At 74.0% G+C, this 22,866-nt stretch carries 19 protein-coding genes; 2 read left to right on the plus strand and 17 right to left on the minus strand.

Going from position 1 to position 22,866, the window contains the following annotated elements; all coding sequences use genetic code 11:
• Nucleotides 1-68: 68 nt before the first annotated feature.
• The gene (locus FBY24_RS03245) at nucleotides 69-1,304 is read left to right on the plus strand and encodes a pyridoxal phosphate-dependent aminotransferase (RefSeq protein WP_142158023.1); all 1,236 of its coding nucleotides are present in this window, start codon (nucleotides 69-71) and stop codon (nucleotides 1,302-1,304) included.
• A gap of 111 nt (nucleotides 1,305-1,415) precedes the next feature.
• Here FBY24_RS03245 and FBY24_RS03250 read toward each other — a convergent pair whose 3' ends face one another.
• From FBY24_RS03250 to FBY24_RS03285, 8 genes are all read right to left on the minus strand, one after another.
• Complete coding sequence (locus FBY24_RS03250; RefSeq protein ID WP_142158025.1) at nucleotides 1,416-1,910, minus strand: hypothetical protein; 495 nt, start codon at nucleotides 1,908-1,910, stop codon at nucleotides 1,416-1,418.
• Nucleotides 1,907-2,269 carry a response regulator gene (locus FBY24_RS03255; protein ID WP_203793574.1) on the minus strand — a complete coding sequence of 121 codons (363 nt, stop codon included), beginning with the start codon at nucleotides 2,267-2,269 and terminating at the stop codon, nucleotides 1,907-1,909. Before FBY24_RS03255 ends, FBY24_RS03250 begins: the two co-directional genes overlap by 4 nt.
• Nucleotides 2,270-2,327: 58 nt before the next feature.
• Nucleotides 2,328-2,780, minus strand: a complete 453-nt coding sequence (locus FBY24_RS03260; RefSeq protein WP_142158027.1) for a chemotaxis protein CheX — start codon at nucleotides 2,778-2,780, stop codon at nucleotides 2,328-2,330.
• Nucleotides 2,777-3,160 carry a response regulator gene (locus FBY24_RS03265; protein WP_142158029.1) on the minus strand — a complete coding sequence of 128 codons (384 nt, stop codon included), beginning with the start codon at nucleotides 3,158-3,160 and terminating at the stop codon, nucleotides 2,777-2,779. Before FBY24_RS03265 ends, FBY24_RS03260 begins: the two co-directional genes overlap by 4 nt.
• On the minus strand, nucleotides 3,157-4,083 hold the full coding sequence (locus tag FBY24_RS03270) for a protein-glutamate O-methyltransferase CheR (RefSeq protein WP_142158031.1): 927 nt from the start codon (nucleotides 4,081-4,083) through the stop codon (nucleotides 3,157-3,159). Before FBY24_RS03270 ends, FBY24_RS03265 begins: the two co-directional genes overlap by 4 nt.
• Nucleotides 4,080-5,201, minus strand: coding sequence for a chemotaxis-specific protein-glutamate methyltransferase CheB (gene cheB, locus FBY24_RS03275; protein WP_142158033.1), 1,122 nt, complete (start codon nucleotides 5,199-5,201; stop codon nucleotides 4,080-4,082). Before cheB ends, FBY24_RS03270 begins: the two co-directional genes overlap by 4 nt.
• A gap of 275 nt (nucleotides 5,202-5,476) precedes the next feature.
• Nucleotides 5,477-7,075: a methyl-accepting chemotaxis protein gene (locus tag FBY24_RS03280; RefSeq protein WP_142158035.1), complete on the minus strand. Its 1,599-nt coding sequence runs from the start codon at nucleotides 7,073-7,075 to the stop codon at nucleotides 5,477-5,479.
• Between the two features lie 119 nt (nucleotides 7,076-7,194).
• Nucleotides 7,195-8,799 (minus strand): methyl-accepting chemotaxis protein, encoded by a 1,605-nt coding sequence (locus FBY24_RS03285; RefSeq protein WP_142158037.1) that lies wholly within the window; start codon nucleotides 8,797-8,799, stop codon nucleotides 7,195-7,197.
• A 255-nt stretch (nucleotides 8,800-9,054) separates the two neighbouring features.
• On the opposite strand from FBY24_RS03285, the gene FBY24_RS03290 reads away from it, so the two are divergent.
• Nucleotides 9,055-9,954: a cation diffusion facilitator family transporter gene (locus FBY24_RS03290; RefSeq protein ID WP_142158039.1), complete on the plus strand. Its 900-nt coding sequence runs from the start codon at nucleotides 9,055-9,057 to the stop codon at nucleotides 9,952-9,954.
• A 24-nt stretch (nucleotides 9,955-9,978) separates the two neighbouring features.
• On the opposite strand, the gene FBY24_RS03295 is transcribed toward FBY24_RS03290, so the two are convergent.
• The 9 genes from FBY24_RS03295 to FBY24_RS03335 all read right to left on the minus strand — a co-directional run bounded on the left by FBY24_RS03295 (nucleotide 9,979) and on the right by FBY24_RS03335 (nucleotide 22,858).
• Entirely contained in the window at nucleotides 9,979-11,613 is a 1,635-nt protein-coding gene (locus FBY24_RS03295) for a methyl-accepting chemotaxis protein (protein WP_142158041.1), read from the minus strand.
• Nucleotides 11,614-11,832: 219 nt separating this feature from the next.
• Nucleotides 11,833-13,434, minus strand: a complete 1,602-nt coding sequence (locus FBY24_RS03300) for a methyl-accepting chemotaxis protein (protein ID WP_142158043.1) — start codon at nucleotides 13,432-13,434, stop codon at nucleotides 11,833-11,835.
• Nucleotides 13,434-14,492, minus strand: a complete 1,059-nt coding sequence (chvE, locus tag FBY24_RS03305) for a multiple monosaccharide ABC transporter substrate-binding protein (RefSeq protein ID WP_370510967.1) — start codon at nucleotides 14,490-14,492, stop codon at nucleotides 13,434-13,436. The genes FBY24_RS03300 and chvE overlap by 1 nt, the downstream gene beginning before the upstream one ends.
• An 85-nt stretch (nucleotides 14,493-14,577) precedes the next feature.
• Complete coding sequence (locus FBY24_RS03310; RefSeq protein ID WP_142158047.1) at nucleotides 14,578-16,197, minus strand: methyl-accepting chemotaxis protein; 1,620 nt, start codon at nucleotides 16,195-16,197, stop codon at nucleotides 14,578-14,580.
• A 129-nt stretch (nucleotides 16,198-16,326) separates the two neighbouring features.
• On the minus strand, nucleotides 16,327-16,743 hold the full coding sequence (locus FBY24_RS03315; protein WP_142158049.1) for a chemotaxis protein CheW: 417 nt from the start codon (nucleotides 16,741-16,743) through the stop codon (nucleotides 16,327-16,329).
• Nucleotides 16,740-19,163, minus strand: coding sequence for a chemotaxis protein CheA (locus tag FBY24_RS03320; protein WP_142158052.1), 2,424 nt, complete (start codon nucleotides 19,161-19,163; stop codon nucleotides 16,740-16,742). Before FBY24_RS03320 ends, FBY24_RS03315 begins: the two co-directional genes overlap by 4 nt.
• A gap of 145 nt (nucleotides 19,164-19,308) precedes the next feature.
• On the minus strand, nucleotides 19,309-19,611 hold the full coding sequence (csrA, locus tag FBY24_RS03325; RefSeq protein WP_142158054.1) for a carbon storage regulator CsrA: 303 nt from the start codon (nucleotides 19,609-19,611) through the stop codon (nucleotides 19,309-19,311).
• Nucleotides 19,612-19,647: 36 nt separating this feature from the next.
• The gene (locus FBY24_RS03330; RefSeq protein ID WP_142158056.1) at nucleotides 19,648-20,841 is read right to left on the minus strand and encodes a hypothetical protein; all 1,194 of its coding nucleotides are present in this window, start codon (nucleotides 20,839-20,841) and stop codon (nucleotides 19,648-19,650) included.
• Complete coding sequence (locus FBY24_RS03335) at nucleotides 20,819-22,858, minus strand: flagellar biosynthesis protein FlhA (RefSeq protein ID WP_370511020.1); 2,040 nt, start codon at nucleotides 22,856-22,858, stop codon at nucleotides 20,819-20,821. Before FBY24_RS03335 ends, FBY24_RS03330 begins: the two co-directional genes overlap by 23 nt.
• Between the last annotated feature and the right edge of the window lie 8 nt (nucleotides 22,859-22,866).

Raw genomic sequence — 22,866 nt, forward strand, 5'->3', positions numbered from 1 at the left:
CCGGTCGCCGGCGCAGGTCGGGGCCGTGGCTAGGGTGGAGGGGTCCGCCGCTCGACCCAGGAGCACCCATGCCGCTGCGCCCGCTCGACCAGTCCGCCAAGCTCAAGGACGTCCTCTACGAGATCCGCGGCAAGGCGCTCGACGCCGCCGCGCGCCTCGAGGCCGAGGGGCGCACCGTGCTCAAGCTCAACACCGGCAACCCGGCGGCGTTCGGGTTCGACGCGCCGCACCAGATCGTCGCCGACGTCATCGCCGCCGTGCCGCACGCGCACGGGTACACCGACTCGCGCGGGATCCTCTCGGCGCGGCGCGCCATCGTCACGAGGTACGAGACGGTGCCGGGGTTCCCGCTCTTCGACGTCGACGACGTGTACCTGGGCAACGGCGTGTCCGAGCTCATCACCATGGTGCTGCAGGCGCTGCTCGACGAGGGCGACGAGGTGCTCGTCCCGTCCCCCGACTACCCGCTGTGGACGGCCATGACCAGCCTCTCCGACGGGCGGCCCGTGCACTACCGGTGCGACGAGTCCGCCGGCTGGCAGCCCGACGTGGAGCACATCCGCTCGCTGATCACCCCGCGCACCAAGGCGATCGTCGTCATCAACCCGAACAACCCGACCGGCGCGGTCTACAGCCGCGAGGTGCTCGAGCAGATCGCCGCGGTCGCGCGCGAGCACAGCCTGCTGGTGCTCGCCGACGAGATCTACGACCGCATCCTCTTCGACGGTGCGCAGCACGTCCCCATGGCGAGCGTGGCCCCCGACCTGCTCTGCCTGACGTTCAACGGGCTGTCGAAGACGTACCGGGTGGCCGGGTTCCGCTCGGGCTGGGTCGTCGTCACCGGCCCCACCGACCACGCGCGCGGCTTCCTCGAGGGCATCACGCTGCTGGCGTCGACCCGCCTGTGCCCCAACGTGCCGGCGCAGCACGCCATCCAGGCGGCCCTCGGCGGCGTGCAGTCCATCGAGGCGCTCGTCGCGCCGGGCGGGCGGCTGCACGAGCAGCGGCAGGTCGCGTGGGAGGGGCTGACGTCGATCCCCGGGGTCACGTGCGTCAAGCCCGACGGCGCGCTCTACCTGTTCCCGCGGCTCGACCCGGAGGTGTTCGGCATCGTCGACGACGCCCAGCTCGTCTACGACCTGCTGGTCGCCGAGCAGATCCTGCTCGTGCAGGGCACGGGCTTCAACTGGCCGACGCCCGACCACCTGCGGGTCGTCACGCTGCCCGAGGCGCGGGTGCTGGCCGACGCGGTCGAGCGCATCGGCAACTTCCTGTCGTCGTACCGCCAGGTGCCCGTGGGCTGAGCCGGCGCACGACGCACGACGCGTCCGCTGCTCTCCCCTCCGGCGAGCAGCGGACGCGTGGCGTGACGCCCCGCGACGCCCGGGGCACGGGCGGCGCTGGGCGGGTCGGTGTCAGAGCACCAGCAGGGAGAAGCACCCCTTGCCGTACCCGGCGACCTCGATGGTGAGGTCCTGACGACGCACGTAGGACTTGACCCACGGCGCGACGTCCGCGGGCACGTCCTCGCGCGGGGAGTACGCCCGGTCGAGCTTGACGTGCGGGACGTCCTCGGCGTTCATGAGCGACGCGAGCACGTTGAGCACCTCCCGCGCGTTCTCCTCCAGCGCCGGGTCGAGCATGTCGCTCTCGACCGACTCCTTGGCGACGGGCGCCGGGATGAGGCCGATCGCCCCGCCCGCGTACGCCGCGAGGGGCAGGTCGAACAGGCAGATGGCCTTGAGCTTGAGGAAGGGGTCGACGTAGGTGCCGACGAGCGCACCCGCCGGCTCCGACGGGTCCACCATGATGCCGCCGGTGTGCACGACGACCTCACGGCCGAGGAGGCCCTCGAACAGGTCGCGGACGTCCTTGGCGGTGGGCAGCGGGTTCTCGGTCTGGACGCTCATGCGAGCACCGGCTCGATGACCTCGCGGAAGGACTCCGCGGTGAACGGCTTGGCGATGAGGAACAGCGCACCGGCCTGCTCGGCCAGCTCGCGCATCTCGGGCGAGCCCTCGGACGTGACGAACCCGAACGGCGTCTCGTACCCCTCGGCACGCAGCCGACGGAGCAGGTCGATGCCGGTCATCTCGGGCATGTTCCAGTCGGACAGCACGACGTCCGGCTCGTCGGCGCGCACGGCCTCCAGGGCCTGCGCCCCGTCGGCCGCCTCGCGGACGTCCCAGTCGTACCCCGCCTGACGCAGGGTGCGGATGACGATCTGCCGCATGACGCGGCTGTCGTCCGCGACAAGCACGCGGATCATGGGTTCCTCCTCAGACGTGCGCCGTGGGTCGACGGCGCGGTTCGGTGGCAGGGGGTCGTCACGGCACGCCGTGGACGATGAGCGTGAGCGGCCGGCCCTTCCAGGACAGGCGCAGCTCGGCGACCTCGACCGCGCCGGCGAGGACCGGCTCGGAGTCGGCGACCTGGGGCAGGCTGAGCTTGCCCGTGGTCGGCAGCAGCGACTTGATGTTGCCGCCGACGACGTTGACGATCTCGCCGAACGCGTCGACGAGGTCCTCGTCCGAGACCGGCGAGCCCGAGGGCAGGCCGAGCAGCGCGCGCGCGAGGTCGTGCGCGGTCTCGGTCTCGGTGGTCAGGGCGGCACGGCCGTCCCAGTCGCCCGAGAGGTCGACCCAGGCGACGAGCGGTGCGCCCCACGCGGGGACCTCGCCGTCCCACGGGAAGAGCGTGTCGGTCTCGCCGTCGATCATGGCGGAGAAGACGTCCTGGGCGATGGCGTACACGTCCTCGCCCGCGATCGCGGTGGTCATGCCGGCTCCCCTACTGCGACGAGGCCGAGCAGGTCGAGCTTGTCGCGGATGGCGTCGGTGGTGAAGGGCTTGATCAGGTACTCGTGGGCCCCGGCCGCGAGCGCGCGCACGATCTGGTTGTGCTCGCTCTCCGTCGTGACCATCATGAGCGTCACGCCACGCCACGCGGGGTTCGCCCGGACGTTGGTGACGAAGGTCAGCCCGTCCATCACGGGCATGTTCCAGTCGATGCAGGCGAGGTCGGGGACGTCGCCGGACTCGAGGACGTCGAGGGCGGCCTGGCCGTCCTCGGCCTCGACGGTCTCGAACCCGAGGTCGCTCAGGGTGCGCGAGACGATCTTCCGCATGGTGCGGGAGTCGTCGATGACGAGTGCTCTCACTTCAGACCAGCTCCTCGGGACAGGACGGGGGATGACAGCGCCGCCGGACGGACCGGGTGGCGCAACGACTCCACGGTGGACGGGGGTGCCTGGTGCGGCAGGGTGGGGCCGTTGGTGGCCCGGTAGACGGCGCCCCGACCCACGACGACACGCTCGTAGCCCTCGTGGACGCCGATGGTGGTCTCGGCAGCCCCGAGGACGAGGAAGCCGCCGGGTCGCAGGGCACCGCGCACCCGGTCGAGGACCGCGCGCTTGGTCGCGAGGTCGAAGTAGATGAGCACGTTGCGCAGGAACACCACGTCGAAGGGCCCGCCCAGCGGCGGGGACTCGAGCAGGTTGGCCCGGCGGAACGTGATCTTGCGCCGCAGCTCGTCGGCGACCTGCCAGTGCGACCCGTTGCGCTTCATGTACTTGACGAGCAGCGGGGCGGGCAGGCCGCGGTTGACCTCGAGCTGGCTGTACTCGCCGGTGCGGGCGCGGGACAGCACCTGCTCCGACAGGTCGGTCGCGGTGATCTCGAGCGGCAGGCCGGGCATGGCCTCGCTGAGGATCATCGCGATCGAGTAGGGCTCTTGGCCGGTCGAGCACGCGCCCGACCACAGCCGCAGCCGGGGCAGCCCGCCGGGGGCGGCCTGGAGCGCCGGCAGGATGTGCTGGCGCAGCGCGTCGAACGGGGTGACGTCGCGGAACCACGACGTCTCGTTCGTCGTGAGCGCCTCGACGACGTCCTCGAGCCCGCGGGCCGCCGTCGGCCCGCTGCGCAGGGTCGCCACGTAGGAGTCGACGTCGGTCAGGCCGGCGGCCCGGGCGAGCGGCAGCAGCCGGCTCTCGACGAGGTACTCCTTCCCGGCGTCGAGCTGGATCGCGCTCTTGCGGCGGACGTGGTCCGCCACGAACGCGAACGTCTGAGCTGAGATCGTCATGACGCACCTCCCACGGTCGCGGTCCGGCTTTCGTTCACGGTGCGGGCCACGGCCCCGGCCACCTCGTTGATCGGGTAGACGGCGTGCGCCCACCCGGCGGTCGCGACGGCGCCGGGCATGCCCCACACCACGCTGGTCTGCTCGTCCTGCACGAGGACGGTGCCGCCTCCGGCGACCACGGCCTCGCAGCCGGCCCGTCCGTCCGCCCCCATGCCCGTGAGCACGACGGCGAGGATCTCGCCGCGCACCGCGGGGACGGCGGCACGGAACAGCACGTCCACGGCCGGCCGGCAGAAGTTCACCGGCGGCCCGTTCTCGAGGACCGCGTGCAGGGTGGCGACCCTGGTCCGGACGGTCAGGTGCTTGTCACCGGGCGCGATGTACACGTGGCCGGGCAGCAGCGGCTCCCCGTCGACGGCCTCGCTGACCGTCGACGGCCCGAGGCGGTCGAGGCGGGCGGCGAGCTGCCGGGTGAAGACGGGCGGCATGTGCTGGACCACGGCGACGGGCACGGGCAGCGCCGGCAGCGCCGAGATCACCTTCGACAGCGCCTCCGGCCCGCCGGTGGACGAGCCGATCACCACGAGGCGCACGGGGTGCGTCGCGCGCGGCGGCTGGAGGCGGACCGGGCCGCGCGGGCTCGGCGTCGCCGCCGCGGCGGCACCGGCGGAGACGCCTGCGCGCGGGTGGGGCAGCGCCCCGCCCCGGCCGCCGGGCGCGAGCGCCAGGATCCGCGGGATGAGCTCGTCGGCCACCCGCTGCAGCGACTGCTGGACGCTGCCGACGTTGGCCGGCTTGGTGACGTAGTCGGTGGCACCGGCGGCGAGGGCGTCCAGGGTGGCCGCCGCACCGCGCTCGGTGAGCGTGGAGAACATGATGACCGGCTGCTTGTGGCCGGCCTTGCGCATCGCGCGCACCGTCTCGATGCCGTTCATCTCCGGCATCTCGATGTCCATCGTCACCACGTCGGGTGCGAGCTGGTCCAGCTTGGACATCGCGATGCGGCCGTTCGCGGCGACGCCGACGACGTCGATGCGCGGCTCGCGGGAGAGCGCGTCGGTGACGAGCCGGCGCACGACGACGGAGTCGTCGACGACCAGCACCCGGGTTCGCGTCACACCGTGCTCCTGTGGCTCGTGGGGAGGGCGGCCGTCGGCCGCCACGTGCTGCCTATCGGCACCCCCGGGCCGGCGGTGAGCGTTCGGCCGGGCAGTCGGCCCGGGTGAACGTGCCGGGACCAAGGTCCCCAGGTCCCGCGACGGGGCGGACGTGCGCCGGGGCCACGACGACGGCCCCGGACGCGCCCGTGCGGGCGGTCCGGGGCCGTGCTGGACGGATGTCCCGTCGGCACCCCGCGGGCCCTGAGGGGCCCGTGGGAGTGCGACGGCGTGCGTCAGTAGCGGAAGGCCGACAGGCCCTCGCGCAGGCGCTCGGCGAGGCGAGCGAGCTCGGTGACGTTGTCGCCCATCTGCCCGAGCGTGTGCGTCGACGACTGGGCGGCCGAGGCGACGCCGACGATGTTCGTGGCGATCTCGCCCGACCCGGTCGCGGCCTCCCCGACGGAGCGGGACATCTCGTTGGTCGTCGCGGTCTGCTCCTCGACGGCCGACGCGATGGTCATCTGGTAGTCGTTGATCGAGGCGATGATGTCCCCGATCCGCCCGATGGCCTGCACCGCACCCGTGGTGTCCTGCTGGATCGCCTCGACCCGCTGCGCGATGTCCTCCGTCGCACGCGCCGTCTCCTGCGCGAGCTCCTTGACCTCGCCGGCCACGACCGCGAAGCCCTTGCCCGCCTCCCCCGCGCGCGCCGCCTCGATCGTCGCGTTCAGCGCCAGCAGGTTCGTCTGCTCCGCGATCGACGTGATCAGCTTGACCACGTTCCCGATCTCCGCCGACGACGTGCCCAGGCGGGACACCGTGTCGTTCGCGTCCTGCGCGGCGGTCGTCGCGGCCTGCGCGACGCGCGTCGCCTCGGTCGCGTTCTGCGCGATCTCGCGGATCGACGCGCCCATCTCCTCCGCACCCGCGGCCACGGCCTGCACGTTGCGGCTGACCTGCTCCGCGGCCGCGGCCACGACACCGGCCTGCGCGGAGGTCTCCTCCGAGCCGGTGGCGACCTGGCTCGACGCGGCCGTGAGCTCCTCGGCGGCGGCAGCGACGGTCTGGGCGGTCTCGCCGACACCGGACAGCACGCCCCGCAGGCGGACCTGCGTGGAGCCGAGCGCGGCGACCATGCGGCCGACCTCGTCCTTGCCGTCGACCTCGACGGTCTCGCGCAGGTCGCCCTCGCCGAGCGCCTCGAGACCGGCGACGGCGCGGTCCAGGCGGCGGCGCAGCGAGCGGGCCACGAACCAGGCGATCGACAGCGACAGGATCCCGCCGATCGCGATCGCGAGCGAGACGGTCAGCTGGGACGAGGCGACGAGCGTCCGGGTGTCCTCGACGCGGAGCGCGGCCGCCTCCTCCTGCGCGGTCGTCTCGGCCTGGATGGCGTCCATGACACCCGTCGTCAGCGGCCGGATGGTCTCCTGGAAGAGCGTCGCGAACGCCTCGTCGTCACCGGCGTCGCGCAGCGGGAACAGCTCCTCGTGCGCGGCGGTGTAGTAGGCGTCGAACGCCGCGACCATCGCGTCGACCGCGGCGGGGTCGACGGCGCCCGGGCGGTACGCCTCGACCTGGGCGTCGAGGTCGACCCGGCGCTCCTCGAGCTCGGTGGCGAGCTCGGCGCGGGTCTCCTCGTCGGCGATGCCGTACTGGATGACCCGGGCACGGTCGCCCTGGTAGGCGCGCTGGATCTCGGTCAGCTGCGTGAGGGGCACGACCGCCCCGTCGTACAGGGCGTCGACGTCGGCGCGCAGCGCGCCGAACGCGCGCAGCGCGAGGCCGGCGGCGAGGAGCGCGGTGAGCGCCATCACCGCGACGGCGGCGAGGACCTTGGTGCGGACGGACACGTCGGCCCACGTCCGACGTCCTGACTGGTGCTGGCTCATCTGCGGACGACCCCGATCACGTCGAAGGGCGGGCCGTCCGACGACGACCCGCCCTCCGATCGGCACCCGCGGCGCCCGCGATAGGACTTCGTCCCCACGAGCGGGGCCGGGCCGTGCGGTCAGTAGGTGAAACGCGCCACCCGTCCGCGCAGCTCCTCCGACAGCCGGGCGAGCTCGGCGACGTTGTCCCCCATCTGCGTGAGCGTCTGGGTCGACGCCTGGGCCGCCGACGCGACGCCGGTGATGTTGGCGGCGATCTGCCCCGAGCTGTTCGCGGCCTCGGCGACGCCGCGCGACATCTCGCTCGTGGTGGCGGTCTGCTCCTCGACGGCCGACGCGATGGTCATCTGGTAGTCGTTGATCGAGGCGATGATGTCCCCGATCCGCCCGATGGCCTGCACCGCACCCGTGGTGTCCTGCTGGATCGCCTCGACGCGCTGCGCGATGTCCTCCGTCGCACGCGCCGTCTCCTGCGCGAGCTCCTTGACCTCGCCGGCGACGACCGCGAAGCCCTTGCCGGCCTCCCCCGCGCGCGCCGCCTCGATCGTCGCGTTCAGCGCCAGCAGGTTCGTCTGCTCCGCGATCGACGTGATCAGCTTGACCACGTTCCCGATCTCCGCCGACGACGCCCCGAGACGGGCGACCGTGCCGTTCGCGTCGTCCGCGGCGACGGTGGCGGACTGGGCCACCCGCGTCGCCTCAGCCGCGTTCTGCGAGATCTCGCGGATCGCAGCCCCCATCTGCTCGGCGCCGGCGGCCACCGCCTGCACGTTCGACGACACCTCGCCGGCGGCGGACGAGACGACGTCGGCCTGCACGCTCGTCTCCTCCGCGCCCGCCGCGACCTGGCCGGACGCGGCGGCGAGCTCCACGGCCGCCGCCGAGACCGTCGCGGCCGACTCGACGACGCCCGCCATGGTCTCCCGCAGCGACGTCTGCGCCCGGTCGAGCGCCCCGGCCATGGCGCCGAGCTCGTCACGGGACGTCACGGTCGCGGCGACCGTGAGGTCGCCGTCGGCCAGCGCGTCGAGCGACCGCTGGACGAGGTGCAGGTCGGCGACGATGCGCCGGGCCACGACCACGCCGAGCGCGAGCGCCGCGAGGACGCCCACGACCAGCACGCCCAGCAGCGCCGTCCGGGTGCTGGTGTACGACGCCTCGGCCTCGAGGGCGCTCTCGGCCGCCTCGGCGGCCTGCGCGGACGTGACCTCCTGGAGCGCGGTGACGATCTCCTGGGCGAGGGGGCCGACCTGCTCGGTCCGGATCTCGTTGAACTCGTCCATGCGCCCGGCGCCGGCCAGCGCGTCGAGCTGGTCGGACAGGTCGAAGTAGGTCGTCAGGTCGGTCAGCACGGTGCCGACGGTCGCCTGCAGGTCGCCCTCGAGCTCCATGCCCTGGAGCTCGACCGACGCGGCCTCGAGCGCGTCCCGCGCCTCGACCCGCTGCTGCGCGTACTGGTCCGCGAGCTCCTCGGTGGGCGCCGTCGTCCTGTTGAGCGACGCGAACCGGAACGCGAGGAGCTGGTAGCGCACCTCCTGCGTGAGCTGCACGCCGACCGTGTCGGTCGCGTAGAGGCTCTCGGTGCGGTCGGCCGACGTGCGCAGCGCGACCAGCCCCACGACGCCGACGACCACGGCGGACAAGGCTCCCACGGCGACGGCCGCCGTGATCTTGGTCAGCACGCCTGCTCGGGCCGTGGCCCGGCCTGCAGCGGTCTGGCTCATGAGGCTCCCTCCGGTCGACGCGCCGGGGCACGGTGCGCAGGTGCCAGGACAGTCCTGGACTGCCACCTCATCGGCCCGCGCCGAGCCCGGTCGCACGGTCGAGGGGGATGGAGTCGGGGCCCGCTGGTGCCTCCCGCCGCGGGGCACCTACGATCGCCGGGTGCCCCGGGACGTAGCGACAGGTCGTCGGTCCGCACCGGCGCGCACGGCGGGCCGGTGACGCACGGCGGGCACGGCCACGGCCACGGCCACGCGGTGCCGCGGGGGCCCGCGTCCGCCCGGCACCGCCGGCGGCTCGGCGTCGTGCTGGCCATCACGCTCGGCGTCGTCGGCGTGCAGGTCGTCGGCGGGCTGGTGTCCGGGTCGCTGGCGCTGCTCGCCGACGCCGGGCACATGCTCACCGACGCGGCCGGGATCGCGGTGGCGCTCGTCGCGTCCACGCTGGCGGGCCGGCCGGCCACCGGGACGCGGACGTTCGGGCTGCAGCGGGCCGAGGTGCTCGCCGCGCTGGCCAACGCGCTCCTGCTCGGCACGCTCGCGGTGTGGGTCGTGGTGGAGGCGGTGCGCCGGTGGGACGACCCGCCGGACGTCGCAGCGGGTCTGATGATCGGGGTCGCGCTCGTCGGCGCCGCCGCCAACGTCGTCGGCCTGCTCCTGCTGCGCGGCCCCCAGCAGGAGAGCCTCAACGTGCGCGGCGCGTACCTGGAGGTCCTGGGCGACCTCGTCGGGTCGGTGGCCGTGGTCGTCGCGGGCGTCGTGGTCGCGGCCACCGGCTGGGCGCGGGCCGACGTCGTGGCGTCGCTCGCGATCGGCGTGCTCATCCTGCCGCGCGCGTGGTCGCTGCTGCGCGACGTCGTCGACGTGCTCCTCGAGGCGGCGCCGCGCGGGATGGACCTCGAGGAGGTGCGCGCGCACATGGCCCGCGTCCCCGGTGTGGTCGACGTGCACGACCTGCACGCGTGGACCATCACCAGCGGGGTGCCGGTGCTGTCCGCGCACGTCGTGGTCGACGCCCGCTGCCTCGCCGAGGACCGGTCGGGCGAGGTGCTCGACGCCCTCGGCGCGTGCTTGGGCGAGCACTTCGACACGGACCACTGCACGTTCCAGATCGAGCCCGTCGGGCACGACGCCCACGAGGTGCACCAGCACCCCTGACCGGTGCACCGGCCCTGCGACGGGTCAGTACGTGAAGCGGGCGACCCGCTCGCGCAGGTCCACCGAGAGCCGCGCGAGCTCGGCGACGGAGTCGCCGACCTGCGTGAGGGTCTGCGTGGACGACTGCGCCGCCGCGGCGACACCGGTGATGTTCGCGGCGATCTGCCCCGAGCCGTTCGCGGCCTCCGCGACCGAGCGGGACATCTCGTTGGTGGTGGCGGTCTGCTCCTCGACGGCCGACGCGATCGTCAGCTGGTAGTCGTGGATGGACGCGATGATCGTGCCGATCTCGCCGATCGCGTGCACGGCGCCCTGGGTGTCGCCCTGGATGGCGTCGACGCGACGGGCGATGTCCTCCGTGGCCCGGGCGGTCTCCTGCGCGAGCTCCTTGACCTCGCCGGCGACGACCGCGAACCCCTTGCCCAGCTCGCCGGCGCGGGCGGCCTCGATGGTCGCGTTGAGCGCCAGCAGGTTGGTCTGCTCGGCGATGGAGGTGATGAGCTTGACGACGTTGCCGATCTCCGCGGACGACGTGCCCAGGCGGGCGACGGTGTCGTTGGCCCCCTCGGCCGCGACCGTCGCCGACTGCGCGACGCGGGTCGCCTCGGTGGCGTTCTGCGCGATCTCGCGGATCGCGGCACCCATCTGCTCGGCACCGGCGGCCACGGCCTGCACGTTCGACGACACCTCGTCGGCCGCCTGCGCGACGACGCCGGCCTGCACGCTCGTCTCCTCGGCACCGGCCGCGACCTGCCCGGACGCGGCCGTCAGCTCCTCCGCGGCGGCCGCGACCGTCGCGGCGGACTCGACGACGCCCGCCATGGTGGCCCGCAGCGAACGCTGCGCACCGGCGAGGGCGTCCGCCATCTCGCCCACCTCGTCGGCGCTGCGCACCTCGGGCACGACCGTCAGGTCGCCGTCCTCCATGGCGTGGATCGAGCGCTGCAGCGACCGGATGGCGCGTCCGGTGCGGGTCGCGACGACCCAGCCCAGGCCGAGGGCCAGGACGGAGCCGAGCAGCACCGCGACCACGGTGGCGACGCGCGCGGTCCCGGCCGCGGACGCCGCGGCGGCCGTCGCCGCGGCGGTGCGGTCCTGGAGCATCGTCTGCAGGGCGACCGTGCCCTCGCCGATCCCGTAGTAGATCTCGTACCCGTCCCCGGTGACCAGGGCGTCGCCCGCGTCGAGCTCGCCGGCCGCGTACGCCTCGACGACCTGGTCGTCGACCGCGAAGAAGTCCTGCCAGAGGGTGGCGACCTCGTCGACGAGCGCGGCCTCCTCGTCGGTCATCTCGGCCGAGAGCGCGTCGAGCGCGACGAGCTGGTCCTGCAGCGCCGCGGCGGACGCGAGGTACCCGGCGCGGTTGACGGCGTCGTCGGCGACGGCCTCGGGTCCACCGATGATGCGGGTGTCCCACGCGTACGCGACCTGCCAGCCGGTGACGTCGCTGTTGAACATGCGGACCTCGCCGACGGCGGTCGAGAGCTCCTGGAGCTCGGCGAGCTCGGCGTTGGCCGCGGTGACGGAGCTGAGCGCGGTGAACGCGACGCCCCCGACGACGACGGAGGTGAGCACGCCGGCGGCGGCGCTGGCGAGGATCTTCGTGCGCAGCGGGACCGTGCGCCGGGTGGGGACGCGCTCGTGGGTGCTGGGGGACATCGCAGGCTCCTCGACGTGCGGGCCCGCCCGGGCAGAGCGGGCCTCCGTCCCTCCGATCGGCCGGCCGCGCCCTGACCTGAGCGTTCGTCCAGCCGCCGGGCCGGGTGAGGCACCACGGCCGGGCGGTGCGGCCGGCCGCACGACGCCCGCAGGGGCGGGTCGCGGTGGGCGACCCGCCCCTGCGGGCGTGCGGTCCCGGGCGCCGGCCCGGGTACCGCGTCAGAACCGGAAGGTGGACACCCGCGTGCGCAGGTCCTCCGAGAGGCGGGCCAGCTCGCCGACCGACGCCTCCATCTGCCCGAGCACGTGCGCCGACGACGACGCGGTCTCGGCGACCCCCGTCATGCGGTGCGCGATGTCGCCCGAGCCGCTGGCGGCCTCGGCGACGCCGCGGGACATCTCGTTGGTCGTCGCGGTCTGCTCCTCGACGGCCGACGCGATCGACGTCTGGTAGTCGTTGATCGACGCGATGATCTCGCCGATCTGCCCGATGACGCCGACAGCACCCTGCGTGTCGCCCTGGATGGCCTCGACGCGGCGGGCGATGTCCTCCGTGGCGCGCGCGGTCTCCTGCGCGAGCTCCTTGACCTCGCCGGCCACGACCGCGAACCCCTTGCCGGCCTCCCCCGCGCGGGCCGCCTCGATCGTCGCGTTGAGCGCCAGCAGGTTCGTCTGCTCGGCGATCGACGTGATCAGCTTGACCACGTTGCCGATCTCGGTGGACGACGTGCCCAGGCGGGCGATGGTGTCGTTCGCGTCGTTCGCGGCGGTCGTCGCGGCCTGCGCGACCTTGGCGGCCTCGGTCGCGTTGTGCGCGATCTCCTGGATCGAGGCGCCCATCTGCTCGGCACCCGCGGCCACCGCCTGCACGCTGCGGCTGACCTCCTCCGCGGCCTGCGCGGCGACGCCCGACTGCGCGCTCGTCTCCTGCGAGCCCGACACGACCTGCGCGGACGCCGCCGACAGCTCCTCCGCGGAGGCGGCGACGGTGGCCGACGCCTCGGCGACGCCCCGCAGCGTGTCACGCAGGTGCTCCTGCGCGGTGCTGAGCGCCTCGACCATGCGACCGAGCTCGTCCTTGCCGTAGGCCTGCGCCTCGACGGTGAGGTCGCCGTCGGCGAGCGCGTCGATCGACGCGTGCACCGAGTCCAGCGACCGCGCCATGCGGCGCAGCACCGCGGCGGCCACGGACACGGCCAGGGTCATCGAGACGACGAACGCGATCGCCAGGGCGATCACCGTGGTGCGGACCTCGGCCTGCGAGCGGGCGAGGATCGCCTCGACGGACGCGTCGATCTGGCCGGTCGCCAGCGACAGCGCCCGGCCGGCCCACTCGGGGTCGGCGGCGACGTCCGCGGCGACGGCCGCCTCGAACGCCTCGTGGTCGTTCGCCTCGACGGCCGGCATGAGCTCGGCGTCGCGGTAGGCGACCCACGCGTCCCAGCGGGTGACGAAGTCCGCCCACTGCACGGTGTCGGACTCGGGGAACGCCTCGACGACCGCGATCTTCGCCGCGATGTCCTGGTCGATCCACTCCGCGGACGTGAGCAGCTGGGCCTGCAGCGTCGGGTCGGCCTCGGCCGCCCGGTGCAGCAGCAGGTGCGAGCGCACCTGGTCGGCCCGCAGGTCGGTCAGCGCCGCCTGCAGCTCCTGGCTCAGGCTCGCCATCTGGTCGAGGTTCTGCCCGGCGCGGACCAGGACGAACGCCCCGGTGCCGCCGACGAGGACGAACGCGGACCCCATGATGAGCAGGACCGCCGTGAACTTGGTGCGCAGGGAGCGGTCCCAGAACCATGCCCCGCGGGTGCGTGCCGTGGCCATCAGCCGATCTCCTGTGCCGTGTAGTAGCCGCCGTCGACGAGGACCCGATCGTAGTTGTCCTGCGTCACCAGGGCGGGGGTCAGGAGGTAGGACGGGACGACCTGCACGCCGTTGTCGTACGACGTGGTGTCGTTGACCTCGGGGGTGCCGCCGTCGAGCAGCTCGCGGACCATCGAGACGGTGACCTCGGCGAGCTGGCGGGTGTCCTTGTAGACGGTCGAGTGCTGCGTGCCGTCCTTCACGAGCTTGACCGAGTCGACCTCGGCGTCCTGGCCGGTGACGACCGGCAGCTCCGGCTGGTCGATGCCCGACGCGACGTCGAGGATCGCGCGCGAGATGCCGTCGTAGGGCGACAGCACGCCGTCGAGCGTGCGCCCGGCGCCGTACGCGCCGACGAGCGTCTGCATGCGCTCCCCCGCGACGTCGCCGCTCCACCCCTGGGTGGCGATCTCGTCGAACTCCGTCTGCCCCGACGGGACGACGAGCACCCCGGAGTCGAGGTAGGGCTGCAGGACCGACATCGCGCCCGCGAAGAACACGTGCGCGTTGTTGTCGTCCGAGGAGCCGGCGAACAGCTCGACGGCGAACGGTCCGGCGGCCGACGTGCGCGCCCCGGCGTCGTCGAGCACGCCGAGCCCGGTCAGCAGGGCCTGCGCCTGCAGGACCCCGACACGGAAGTTGTCGAACGACGCGTAGTACGCGACGTCGGACGAGTCACGGATGAGACGGTCGTACGCGATCACCGGGATGTCGGCGGCGCCGGCCTCGGCCAGCACCGACTTCAGCGCGACGCCGTCGATGGACCCGACGACGAGCGCGTCCGCACCGGCCGCGATCATCTCCTCGAGCTGAGCGACCTGGGTCGGGACGTCGTCCTCGGCGTACTCGAGGCTCACGTCGTACCCCAGCCCCTCGAGCTGGGCCTGCAGGTTCTCCCCGTCGGCGATCCAGCGTGCGGAGGTCGTCGTCGGCAGGGCCACGCCGACCAGCGGTGCATCGCCACCGCCCTCGCCGGCTGCGGAGCAGCCGGCGAGGGCGAGGGCGACGGTGCCGGTCAACGCTGCGGACAGTGTCCATCGTGTGCGTCGTCGCATCGTCTTCATCCTGTGCGAGGGGTGCCGGACGGGCCGCCGGCGGGCTGGTCTAGTACGTGAAGGCCTGGACCCGGCGGCGCAGGTCCTCGGACATCTGCGCCAGCTCGGAGACCGCGGTCCCCATCTGGCCCAGCACCTGCGTGGAGGTCTGCGCCGACGACGCGACACCCACGATGTTCGTGGCGATCTCGCCCGAGCCGGTCGCGGCCTCCGCGACGGAGCGGGACATCTCGTTGGTCGTGGCGGTCTGCTCCTCGACCGCGGAGGCGATGGTGAGCTGGTAGTCGTTGATCGAGGCGATGATCGTGCCGATCTCCCCGATCGCGCCGACGGCACCGGTGGTGTCGTGCTGGATCGCCTCGACGCGGCGGGCGATGTCCTCGGTGGCGCGCGCGGTCTCCTGCGCGAGCTCCTTGACCTCGCCGGCCACGACCGCGAAGCCCTTGCCTGCCTCGCCGGCGCGGGCGGCCTCGATGGTCGCGTTGAGGGCGAGCAGGTTCGTCTGCTCGGCGATCGTGGTGATGAGCTTGACGACGTTGCCGATCTCCGCGGACGACGCACCCAGGCGGGACACCGTCTCGTTGGCGGTGTCGGCGGCGGCGGTGGCGGCCTGGGCGACGCGGGTCGCCTCGGTCGCGTTCTGGGCGATCTCACGGATGGAGGCGCCCATCTGCTCGGCGCCGGCGGCGGCGGCCGAGACGTTGCGGCTGACCTCGTCGGCCGCGGCGGCGACCACACCGGCCTGCGCGGAGGTCTCCTCCGAGCCGGCGGCGACCTGCGACGACGACGCGGAGAGCTCCTCGGCGGCGGCGGCCACGGTCTGCGCGGACTCGGCGACCTGGGCGAGGGTCTGACGGACGGCGTTCTGCGCCTCGGTCAGCGAGTGCGCCATCTTGCCGACCTCGTCCTCCTGGTCGACGTCGGCCACGACCGTGAAGTTGCCGTGCGCCATGGCGTCGAGCGAGTCGCGGACCTTCGTCACCGAGCCACGGATGCCGCGGGCGATGACCACGGCGAGGCCGATCGCGGCGATCAGGGCGATCGCGAGCGAGACGACGAGCGTCGTGACCGACGCCGCGGCACGCGCCTCGGCCGCGTCCGCGACACCGTTCATGTAGTCCGAGATCTCGACCGTGATGGCGTCGAGGTCGGCCACGTAGACGTCGATCAGCGGCTGGCTGACCTCCTCCAGCGCGACCCCGTACGCCACCGGGTCGTCGCCCAGCGCGACCGGCATGAGCTGCTCGTCACGCGCGGTCTTCCACGCCGAGTAGCCCTCGAGGAACGAGGCCCACAGCTCGGACTCGCCGGCGGGGGTGGCGGCGTACTGCTCGATGAGCGCGTCCATGTCGGCGTCGTTGGACGCCTGCTTCTCGATCCAGATCTCCTGCTCCTCGCCGGTCGTCGCGGCGATCTGCGCGAGCGACATGCGGGCCTTCATCTGGGTGATGTGGATCTCGGACCGGACGGCCGCGATCGTCTCCTGGATGTCGGCGAGCTGCGCGGTGTCGTCGGCGGTGCGCTGCAGCGACGTCGCGGAGTACACGCCGAGGGCGACGGCGACGGCCGCCAGCACACCGACGGCGGACAGGATCTTGGTCTGGACGGACAGGTTGCGCAGGAACGTCCCGCGCCGGCCCTGCGGCTCCTCGAGGGTCTTGGTGCTCATGGTGATGCGTCTCCTTGCCGGCGGACCGGCGTGCTGGGGGGTCGGCGGGGGCGCCGACGGTCGGGTGGTACGACGGGTAGAGGTCGCCGGCCTTGGCGGGGCCGGGAGGTCGACGCAGGGGTGGCGGGGTCAGGCCGCCACGGCCTGGTCGACGTCCAGGACGAGCAGGAGGCGCCCGTCCAGCTTGTGCGCGCCACGGATGACGGCGCGCATCTCGGGGTCGAGGGTGTCCGGCGGGGCCGCGAACGACTCGGGGCCGACCTCGACGACGTCGCCGATCTCGTCCACGAGCAGGCTGACGACCTCGCCGCCGGTCTTGACAACGACCATCATCGGCTCCCGCTCGCCGAGCCGGTCGGCGATGCCGAGGCGGGTGCGCAGGTCGACCGTGAGGACGACCTGGCCGCGCAGGTTCACCAGCCCGGCCACGTCGCCCGCCGCCAGCGGCACCCGCGTGCGGGTGTGCGAGCGGAGGGCCTCCTGGACGCGCAGCACGTCGATGCCGTACAGCGTCCCGTCGAGGGTGAAGGTCACGTACTGGCTCATCGTCCGGCTCCCACCAGGTCGTCGATGCCGGACCAGGCCGCGTCCGGGGCGGTGCCGGCCTCGGGCCGGTCGTCGAAGAACACCGGGTCGGCGGCGAGGATCGCGGTCCGCACGTCGAGGCGCTCGGTGACGCGCTCGCCGAGCACCGTGGACCCGACCAGGCCGGAGTCGTCGATGTCGGAGTGCTGCTCGCTGTGGTCCTCGAGGATGTCGACGATCTCGTGCACCACGAGGCCGACGCTGCGGCCGCGGCGCGTGAGCACCACGACGACGAGCTCCTCGTCCATCGCCTCGCCGTACGAGCCGAGGACGCGGTCGAGCCGGGCCAGGGGCAGGATCGTGCCGCGGTAGCGCACGACCTCGCGGCCGCCGACGTGCTCGACCTGGTCGAGGCGCACCTGCTCCAGGCGGGTGACCGACTGCAGCGGCATCGCCACGCGGCGCCCGCCGCCGATCCCCACGACGAGGACCTGCTCGGCCGCACCGGAGTGCGCCGTGTCGAACCCGCCGACGTCCTTGCGGGCCATCGCGTCGAGCTCGCCGATGAGGGCGCGCCGGCCGAGGGCCTGCACGTCGAGGATGAGCGAGACGCGGCCGTCGCCGAGCACCGTGGCACCGGCGTACGTGCCGATCGCCTTCAGGCGCGGGGACAGCGGCTTGACCACGATCTCCTCGGTGTTGAGGACGCGGTCGACCAGCAGGCCGAAGCGGTGGTGGTCGGCCTGGACGACGGCGATGACCGAGCTGGTGTCGCCGTCGGTGGCGACGACCGACCCGTCGCGGCCCTCGGCCACGCCGAGGACCTCGGCGAGCGAGACCAGCGGCAGGAGGTCGCCGCGCAGGCGGTACACCGGGGCGGCGTGCACGTACTCGATCGCGGACCGGCCGCGCTGGGCGTCGAGGGCCACGAGCTCGAGCAGGTTGACCTGCGGCACGGCGTACACGTCGTCGCGGCACTCGACCGTGAGCGCGGGCATGATCGCCAGCGTCAGCGGGATCCGCAGGCGCCAGATCGTGCCCTTGCCGGGCGTCGACTCGACGTCGACGGTGCCGCCGACGTTCTCGACCTTGGTGCGCACGACGTCCATGCCCACGCCGCGGCCGGACACGTTCGTCACGGTCGCCGCGGTGGAGAACCCGGGCAGGAACAGCAGCTGCAGCAGGTCCGCGGTGCTGGCCGTGTCGACCTGGGCCTGCGTGCGCAGGCCCCGCTCGACGGCCTTCGCCGCGACCTTGACGGTGTCGACGCCGCGACCGTCGTCCGAGACCTCGACGACGACCTGGCCGCCCGCGTGGTACGCGCGCAGGGCCAGCAGGCCCTTGGGCGACTTGCCCGCGGCGACGCGCTCGGCCGACGGCTCGATGCCGTGGTCGACCGCGTTGCGCACGAGGTGCGTCAGCGGGTCCTTGACGGCCTCGAGCAGGCCGCGGTCGAGCTCGGTGTCGCCGCCGGAGACCTCGAGGGCGACCTCGCGGCCGCACGCCGTCGCCAGGTCCCGCACGATGCGCGGCATCTTGGCGAACACGTTGTCGATGGGCTGCATGCGCGTCTTCATGACGCCCTCCTGCAGCTCGCCGGCGATGAGGTTGAGGCGCTGCGCCGAGCGGACGAGGTCCACCTGGGCGGTCGCCGACGCCAGCCGGCTGATCTGGTTGCGGGCCAGGACCAGCTCGCCGACCTGACGCATGAGGGCGTCCAGCAGGTCGACGTCCACGCGGATCGCGGAGTCTCCGACGCCGCGCAGGGCGCCGAGCTCCTCGGTCGGCGGGTGCTCCTCGACGCGCTCGGCCGCGGGCGCCGGGTGCTGGGCGGGGACCGTCGCCTCGGGGGCCGCGGGGGCGGCCGGTGCCGCGGGCGCGGGCGCCGGCTGTGCTGCGGGGGCCGCAGGGGCGGGCGCGGCGGCTCCGGCGGCCGCGGCCACCAGCTCCGCAGGTGCCTCGACCTGCTGCACGTGCTCGTCGTCCACCTGCTCCACCTCGTCCTGCGTCGTCGCCTCCTGCGAGGCGGGCTCGGGCGCCGGGGCCTCCAGCGGCACGCCGGCGTGCACGGCCTCGACGCGGGCGACGACGTCGTCGATGGCCACGTCGCCCTCGGTGCCGGTCGCCTCGATGGCGCCCAGCAGCATGCGGATGCGGTCCACCATGGCCAGCAGCACGTCGGTGACGGGCTTGTCCATGGACCGGGTGCCGTCCCGCAGGTCCACCAGCAGGTTCTCGCCGACGTGGGCGAGCCGCTCGAGCTTGGACAGCGCGAGGAACCCGCTGGTGCCCTTGATCGTGTGGATCGTGCGGAAGATGCTGCTCAGCAGCGGGCGCGAGCCGGGCTGCTCCTCGAGCGCCACGAGGTCGGAGTCCAGCTGGTCGAGATTCTCGTGGCTCTCCACCAGGAACTCGCGGACGATGTCGTCCAGGCCGTCCATGCACCCTCCCACAGCCGAAGTCCCGGGCGTGTCCGGGACAGTCGGCTCATCGGCCGGGGTGCAGGGGTGCTGAGAGAAAGTCGCGGGTGGTCCCGGACGAAGGTCCGGGTGCGTGCCGCCCCGTCACGGGGACCGGCGGCGCGGGTCAGGCCTGCGGGGTGCCCTCGTCGCCCTCGGGCGCGGGGGCCGGGGCCGCCGCTGCGGGTGCCGCGGCCGGGGCGTCGACGGCCACCAGGCCGCGCAGCGCGGCCGCCGCCGCGTCGCCGGCCGCCACGGACGACGCGTTCGCGTCGGACACCGCCTCGAGCACCTCGGCGCGGTGCACGCGCACGTGCCGGGGGGCGTCGATCCCGATGCGCACGCCGTCGTTGCGCACCTCGATGACGGTGATGACGATGTCACCGCCGATGACGAGGCGCTCGCCGGCGCGTCGGGTCAGCACGAGCATGCGGCGACACTACCCCGCCGCGCGCCCGGACCGGCGTCAGGCGCCGCCGAGGGCCGCGTCGAGCTCCTGGCCGAGGGCCGCGGCCCACAGCAGCCGGGACGCGGGCAGCCCGTCGACCCACGCCACCGGCAGGTCGAGCCCGAGCACGGTGCCCGGGGCGGTGGTGTCGAGCAGGCCGTGCACGGCCAGCGCGTCCGCGGGGCGCAGCGCCGTGACGGCGCCCGTCCACGCAGCCGCGTCGGCGGGCTTGGTGCGCGCGTCCACCACGGCCCACACCTGGTCGGGGCGCACGTCGCGCAGCAGCGCCGCCGCGAGGGTGCGGTCGCGCCCCTCGGGCCCGACCCGCAGGGCGAGGACGCGCGGAGCGGCGGGGTCGCGGACGGCGGCGGCAGCCCCGGGGGCGGCGGGCGCGTCGAGCTCGACGACGGCGGTCGGCGGCAGGTGCCAGCGGGCCGCGAGCGACCGGGCGACGAGCACGGCGTCGTCGCCGGTGCCGACGACGGCGAGCACGGTGCCGGGGCCGCGGGGCCGCTCGGGGGCCGTGGGGATCCGGCCGAGCACGGCCGACAGCGTGACGGGCCCGGAGTCCAGCACCGTCGCGGGCACGCCGAGCCGTGCGAGCTCGGCCCGCAGCTGCGGCGAGCCCGGGGCGGGCACGTCGGGCGCCCGTGGCGGGGCGGCGGGCGCCCGTGGCGGGGCGGCGGGCGCCGACGCGGTCTTGGCGGCGGGCTCGTCCGTCACGGTGGTGGGCGGGTCGACGACCTCGGGCTCGGGCGTGCCGACGAGCGAGCGGACCTGGCGCAGCACGTCGGCGAAGCTCTCCGAGCCGGTCGACACGCTGGTCGGGGCGGGGTCGGCCGGCGGGGGCAGGGCCGCGGCGGTGCGGGGGTCGCGCGGCGCCTCGTCGTGGCCGGGGCCGACGTCGTCACGGTCCGCGGCGGCGAGCAGCGCCTCGATGCCCGTCGGGCCGGGCGCGGCCGGCGCGGGGACCGGGGCGGGGGCGGGGGCGATCGCTCGCTGGGGGCGGCGGGCGAACTTCTTCGGCGCCGCCTCGGGCTCGTCGGGCACGTCGACGGTGACCTCGAACCGCTCGGTGGCGAAGAACCCGGCGAACCCGCCGGAGCGGATCCGCTCGGCCTGCACGATGCGGGCGCGGGGGCCGAACGTCTCCCGCACGTGCGCGACGAGCTCGCCGAGGTCGGTGCCCTCAAGCAGCAATCGCGTGGTCACCGCTCACCATCCCCACGGTCTCGACGTCCACCCCCGCGGACGTCACCTCCGTGTAGGAGAGCACAGGCAGGCGGGCGGTGCCCAGCGCGACGAGCCGGCGCAGGGCGGGACGGATCGCGGGGGCGCACGCCAGGACGACGCCGCGGCCGTCCTGCTCGGCCCGCTGCACGGCCAGCCGCAGCTGGGTGAGCATCGAGTCCAGGCGCTGGGGGTCGACGAGCAGCTGGGTGCCGCCGTCGCCGGGGCGCAGCTGCTCGGCGAGGTGGTGCTCGAGGGTCGGCTCGAGGGTGAGCACGCGCAGCACGCCGTCCTGCACGTAGGGCGCGGCCAGGGCCGGGCCGAGCGCGAGCCGGGCGGCCTCGACGAGCCCCTCGGGGTCGGTGCTGACCTTGGCGCGCAGCGACAGCGCCTCGTAGATCCGGCCGAGGTCGCGGATGGGGACCTCCTCGACGAGCAGGCCCTGCAGCACGCGCTGCACCTCGCCCAGCGACATGAGGGTGGGCACGAGCTCCTCGACGACGGAGGGGTTGACGCGCTTGACGCCCTCGGTGAGCACGCGCACGTCCTCGCGGCCGAGCAGGCGCGCGGCGTTCTGGGTGACCAGCGCGCCGAGGTGGGTGATGAGCACCGAGACGCGGTCGACGACGGTCGCGCCGTGCAGCTCGGCGGTGTGCCGGAGCTCGGCGGGCACCCACTTGCCGGGCAGCCCGAACACCGGCTCGGACACGGACGTGCCGGGCAGCGCCGCGAGGTCGTCGCCGAGCGCGAGCACGCGGCCCGCGGGGGCCTGCCCGCGGCCGACCTCGACGCCGGCGATCCGCACCGCGTACGTCGACGCGGGCAGGTCGACGCTGTCGCGGGTCCGCACGGGCGGCACGACGATGCCCAGGTCCATGGCGACCTTCTTGCGCAGGCCCCGCACGCGCGCCAGCAGGTCCTGCTCGGGGCCGGTGCCGACGAGGTCGACGAGGTCGGGGGCGAGCAGCACCTCGAGGGTGTGCACGCGCATCTGCTCGATGATCTGCTCCGGGGTGTCGCCCGCGGGGGCGCCGGTGACCTGCGCCTGCTCCTGCTCGGCCTGCGCGGCGGCCTCCTCGGCCTTCGCGGCGCTCTTGGCCCGCTGCCCCAGCAGCACCAGCCCGGAGCCGACGAGCAGGAACGGCAGCTTGGGCATGCCGGGCAGCAGCGCGAGCGCGATGGCCGCGCCGCCCGCGATGAGCAGCGCCGAGCGGGACTGCGTGAGCTGCTTGGCCGCCGCGGTGCCCATGTCGCCCTCGGCGGTGGCGCGCGTGACGACGATGCCGGTGGCCACGGACAGCAGCAGGGCGGGGATCTGGGTGACCAGGCCGTCGCCGATGGTCAGCAGCGAGAACCGCTCGATGGCCTCGCCCGCGGACATGCCCATCTGGGTCATGCCGATGACGAACCCGCCGACCAGGTTGATGACCGTGATGATGATGCCGGCGATCGCGTCGCCCTTGACGAACTTCGAGCCGCCGTCCATCGCGCCGTAGAAGTCCGCCTCGGCGCTGATCTCCGCGCGGCGGCGGCGGGCCTGCTCCTCGTCGATGAGGCCGGAGTTGAGGTCGGCGTCGATGGCCATCTGCTTGCCGGGCATCGCGTCCAGCGTGAACCGGGCCCCGACCTCGGCGACGCGGCCGGCACCGTTGGTGATCACGGTGAACTGGATGACCACGAGGATGAGGAAGATCACCAGGCCGATGACGAGCGACCCGCCGACCACGAAGTGCCCGAACGCGTCGATCACGTCGCCCGCGTACCCGTCGCCGAGCACGAGGCGCGTCGAGGCGACGTTCAGGCCCAGCCGGAACAGCGTGAACACCAGGATCAGCGACGGGAAGATCGAGAAGTCCAGCGGCTTCTGCACGTACATGCTGGTCAGCAGGATCACCAGGGACGCGGTGATGTTGACGACGATGAGCAGGTCGAGCACCTGCGGGGGCAGGGGCACCACGAGCAGCAGGACGACGCCGACCACCCCGGCGGGCACGGCCATCTGCGCGA

The sequence above is a fragment of the Cellulomonas sp. SLBN-39 genome (assembly GCF_006715865.1).
Classification (GTDB): Bacteria; Actinomycetota; Actinomycetes; order Actinomycetales; family Cellulomonadaceae; genus Cellulomonas.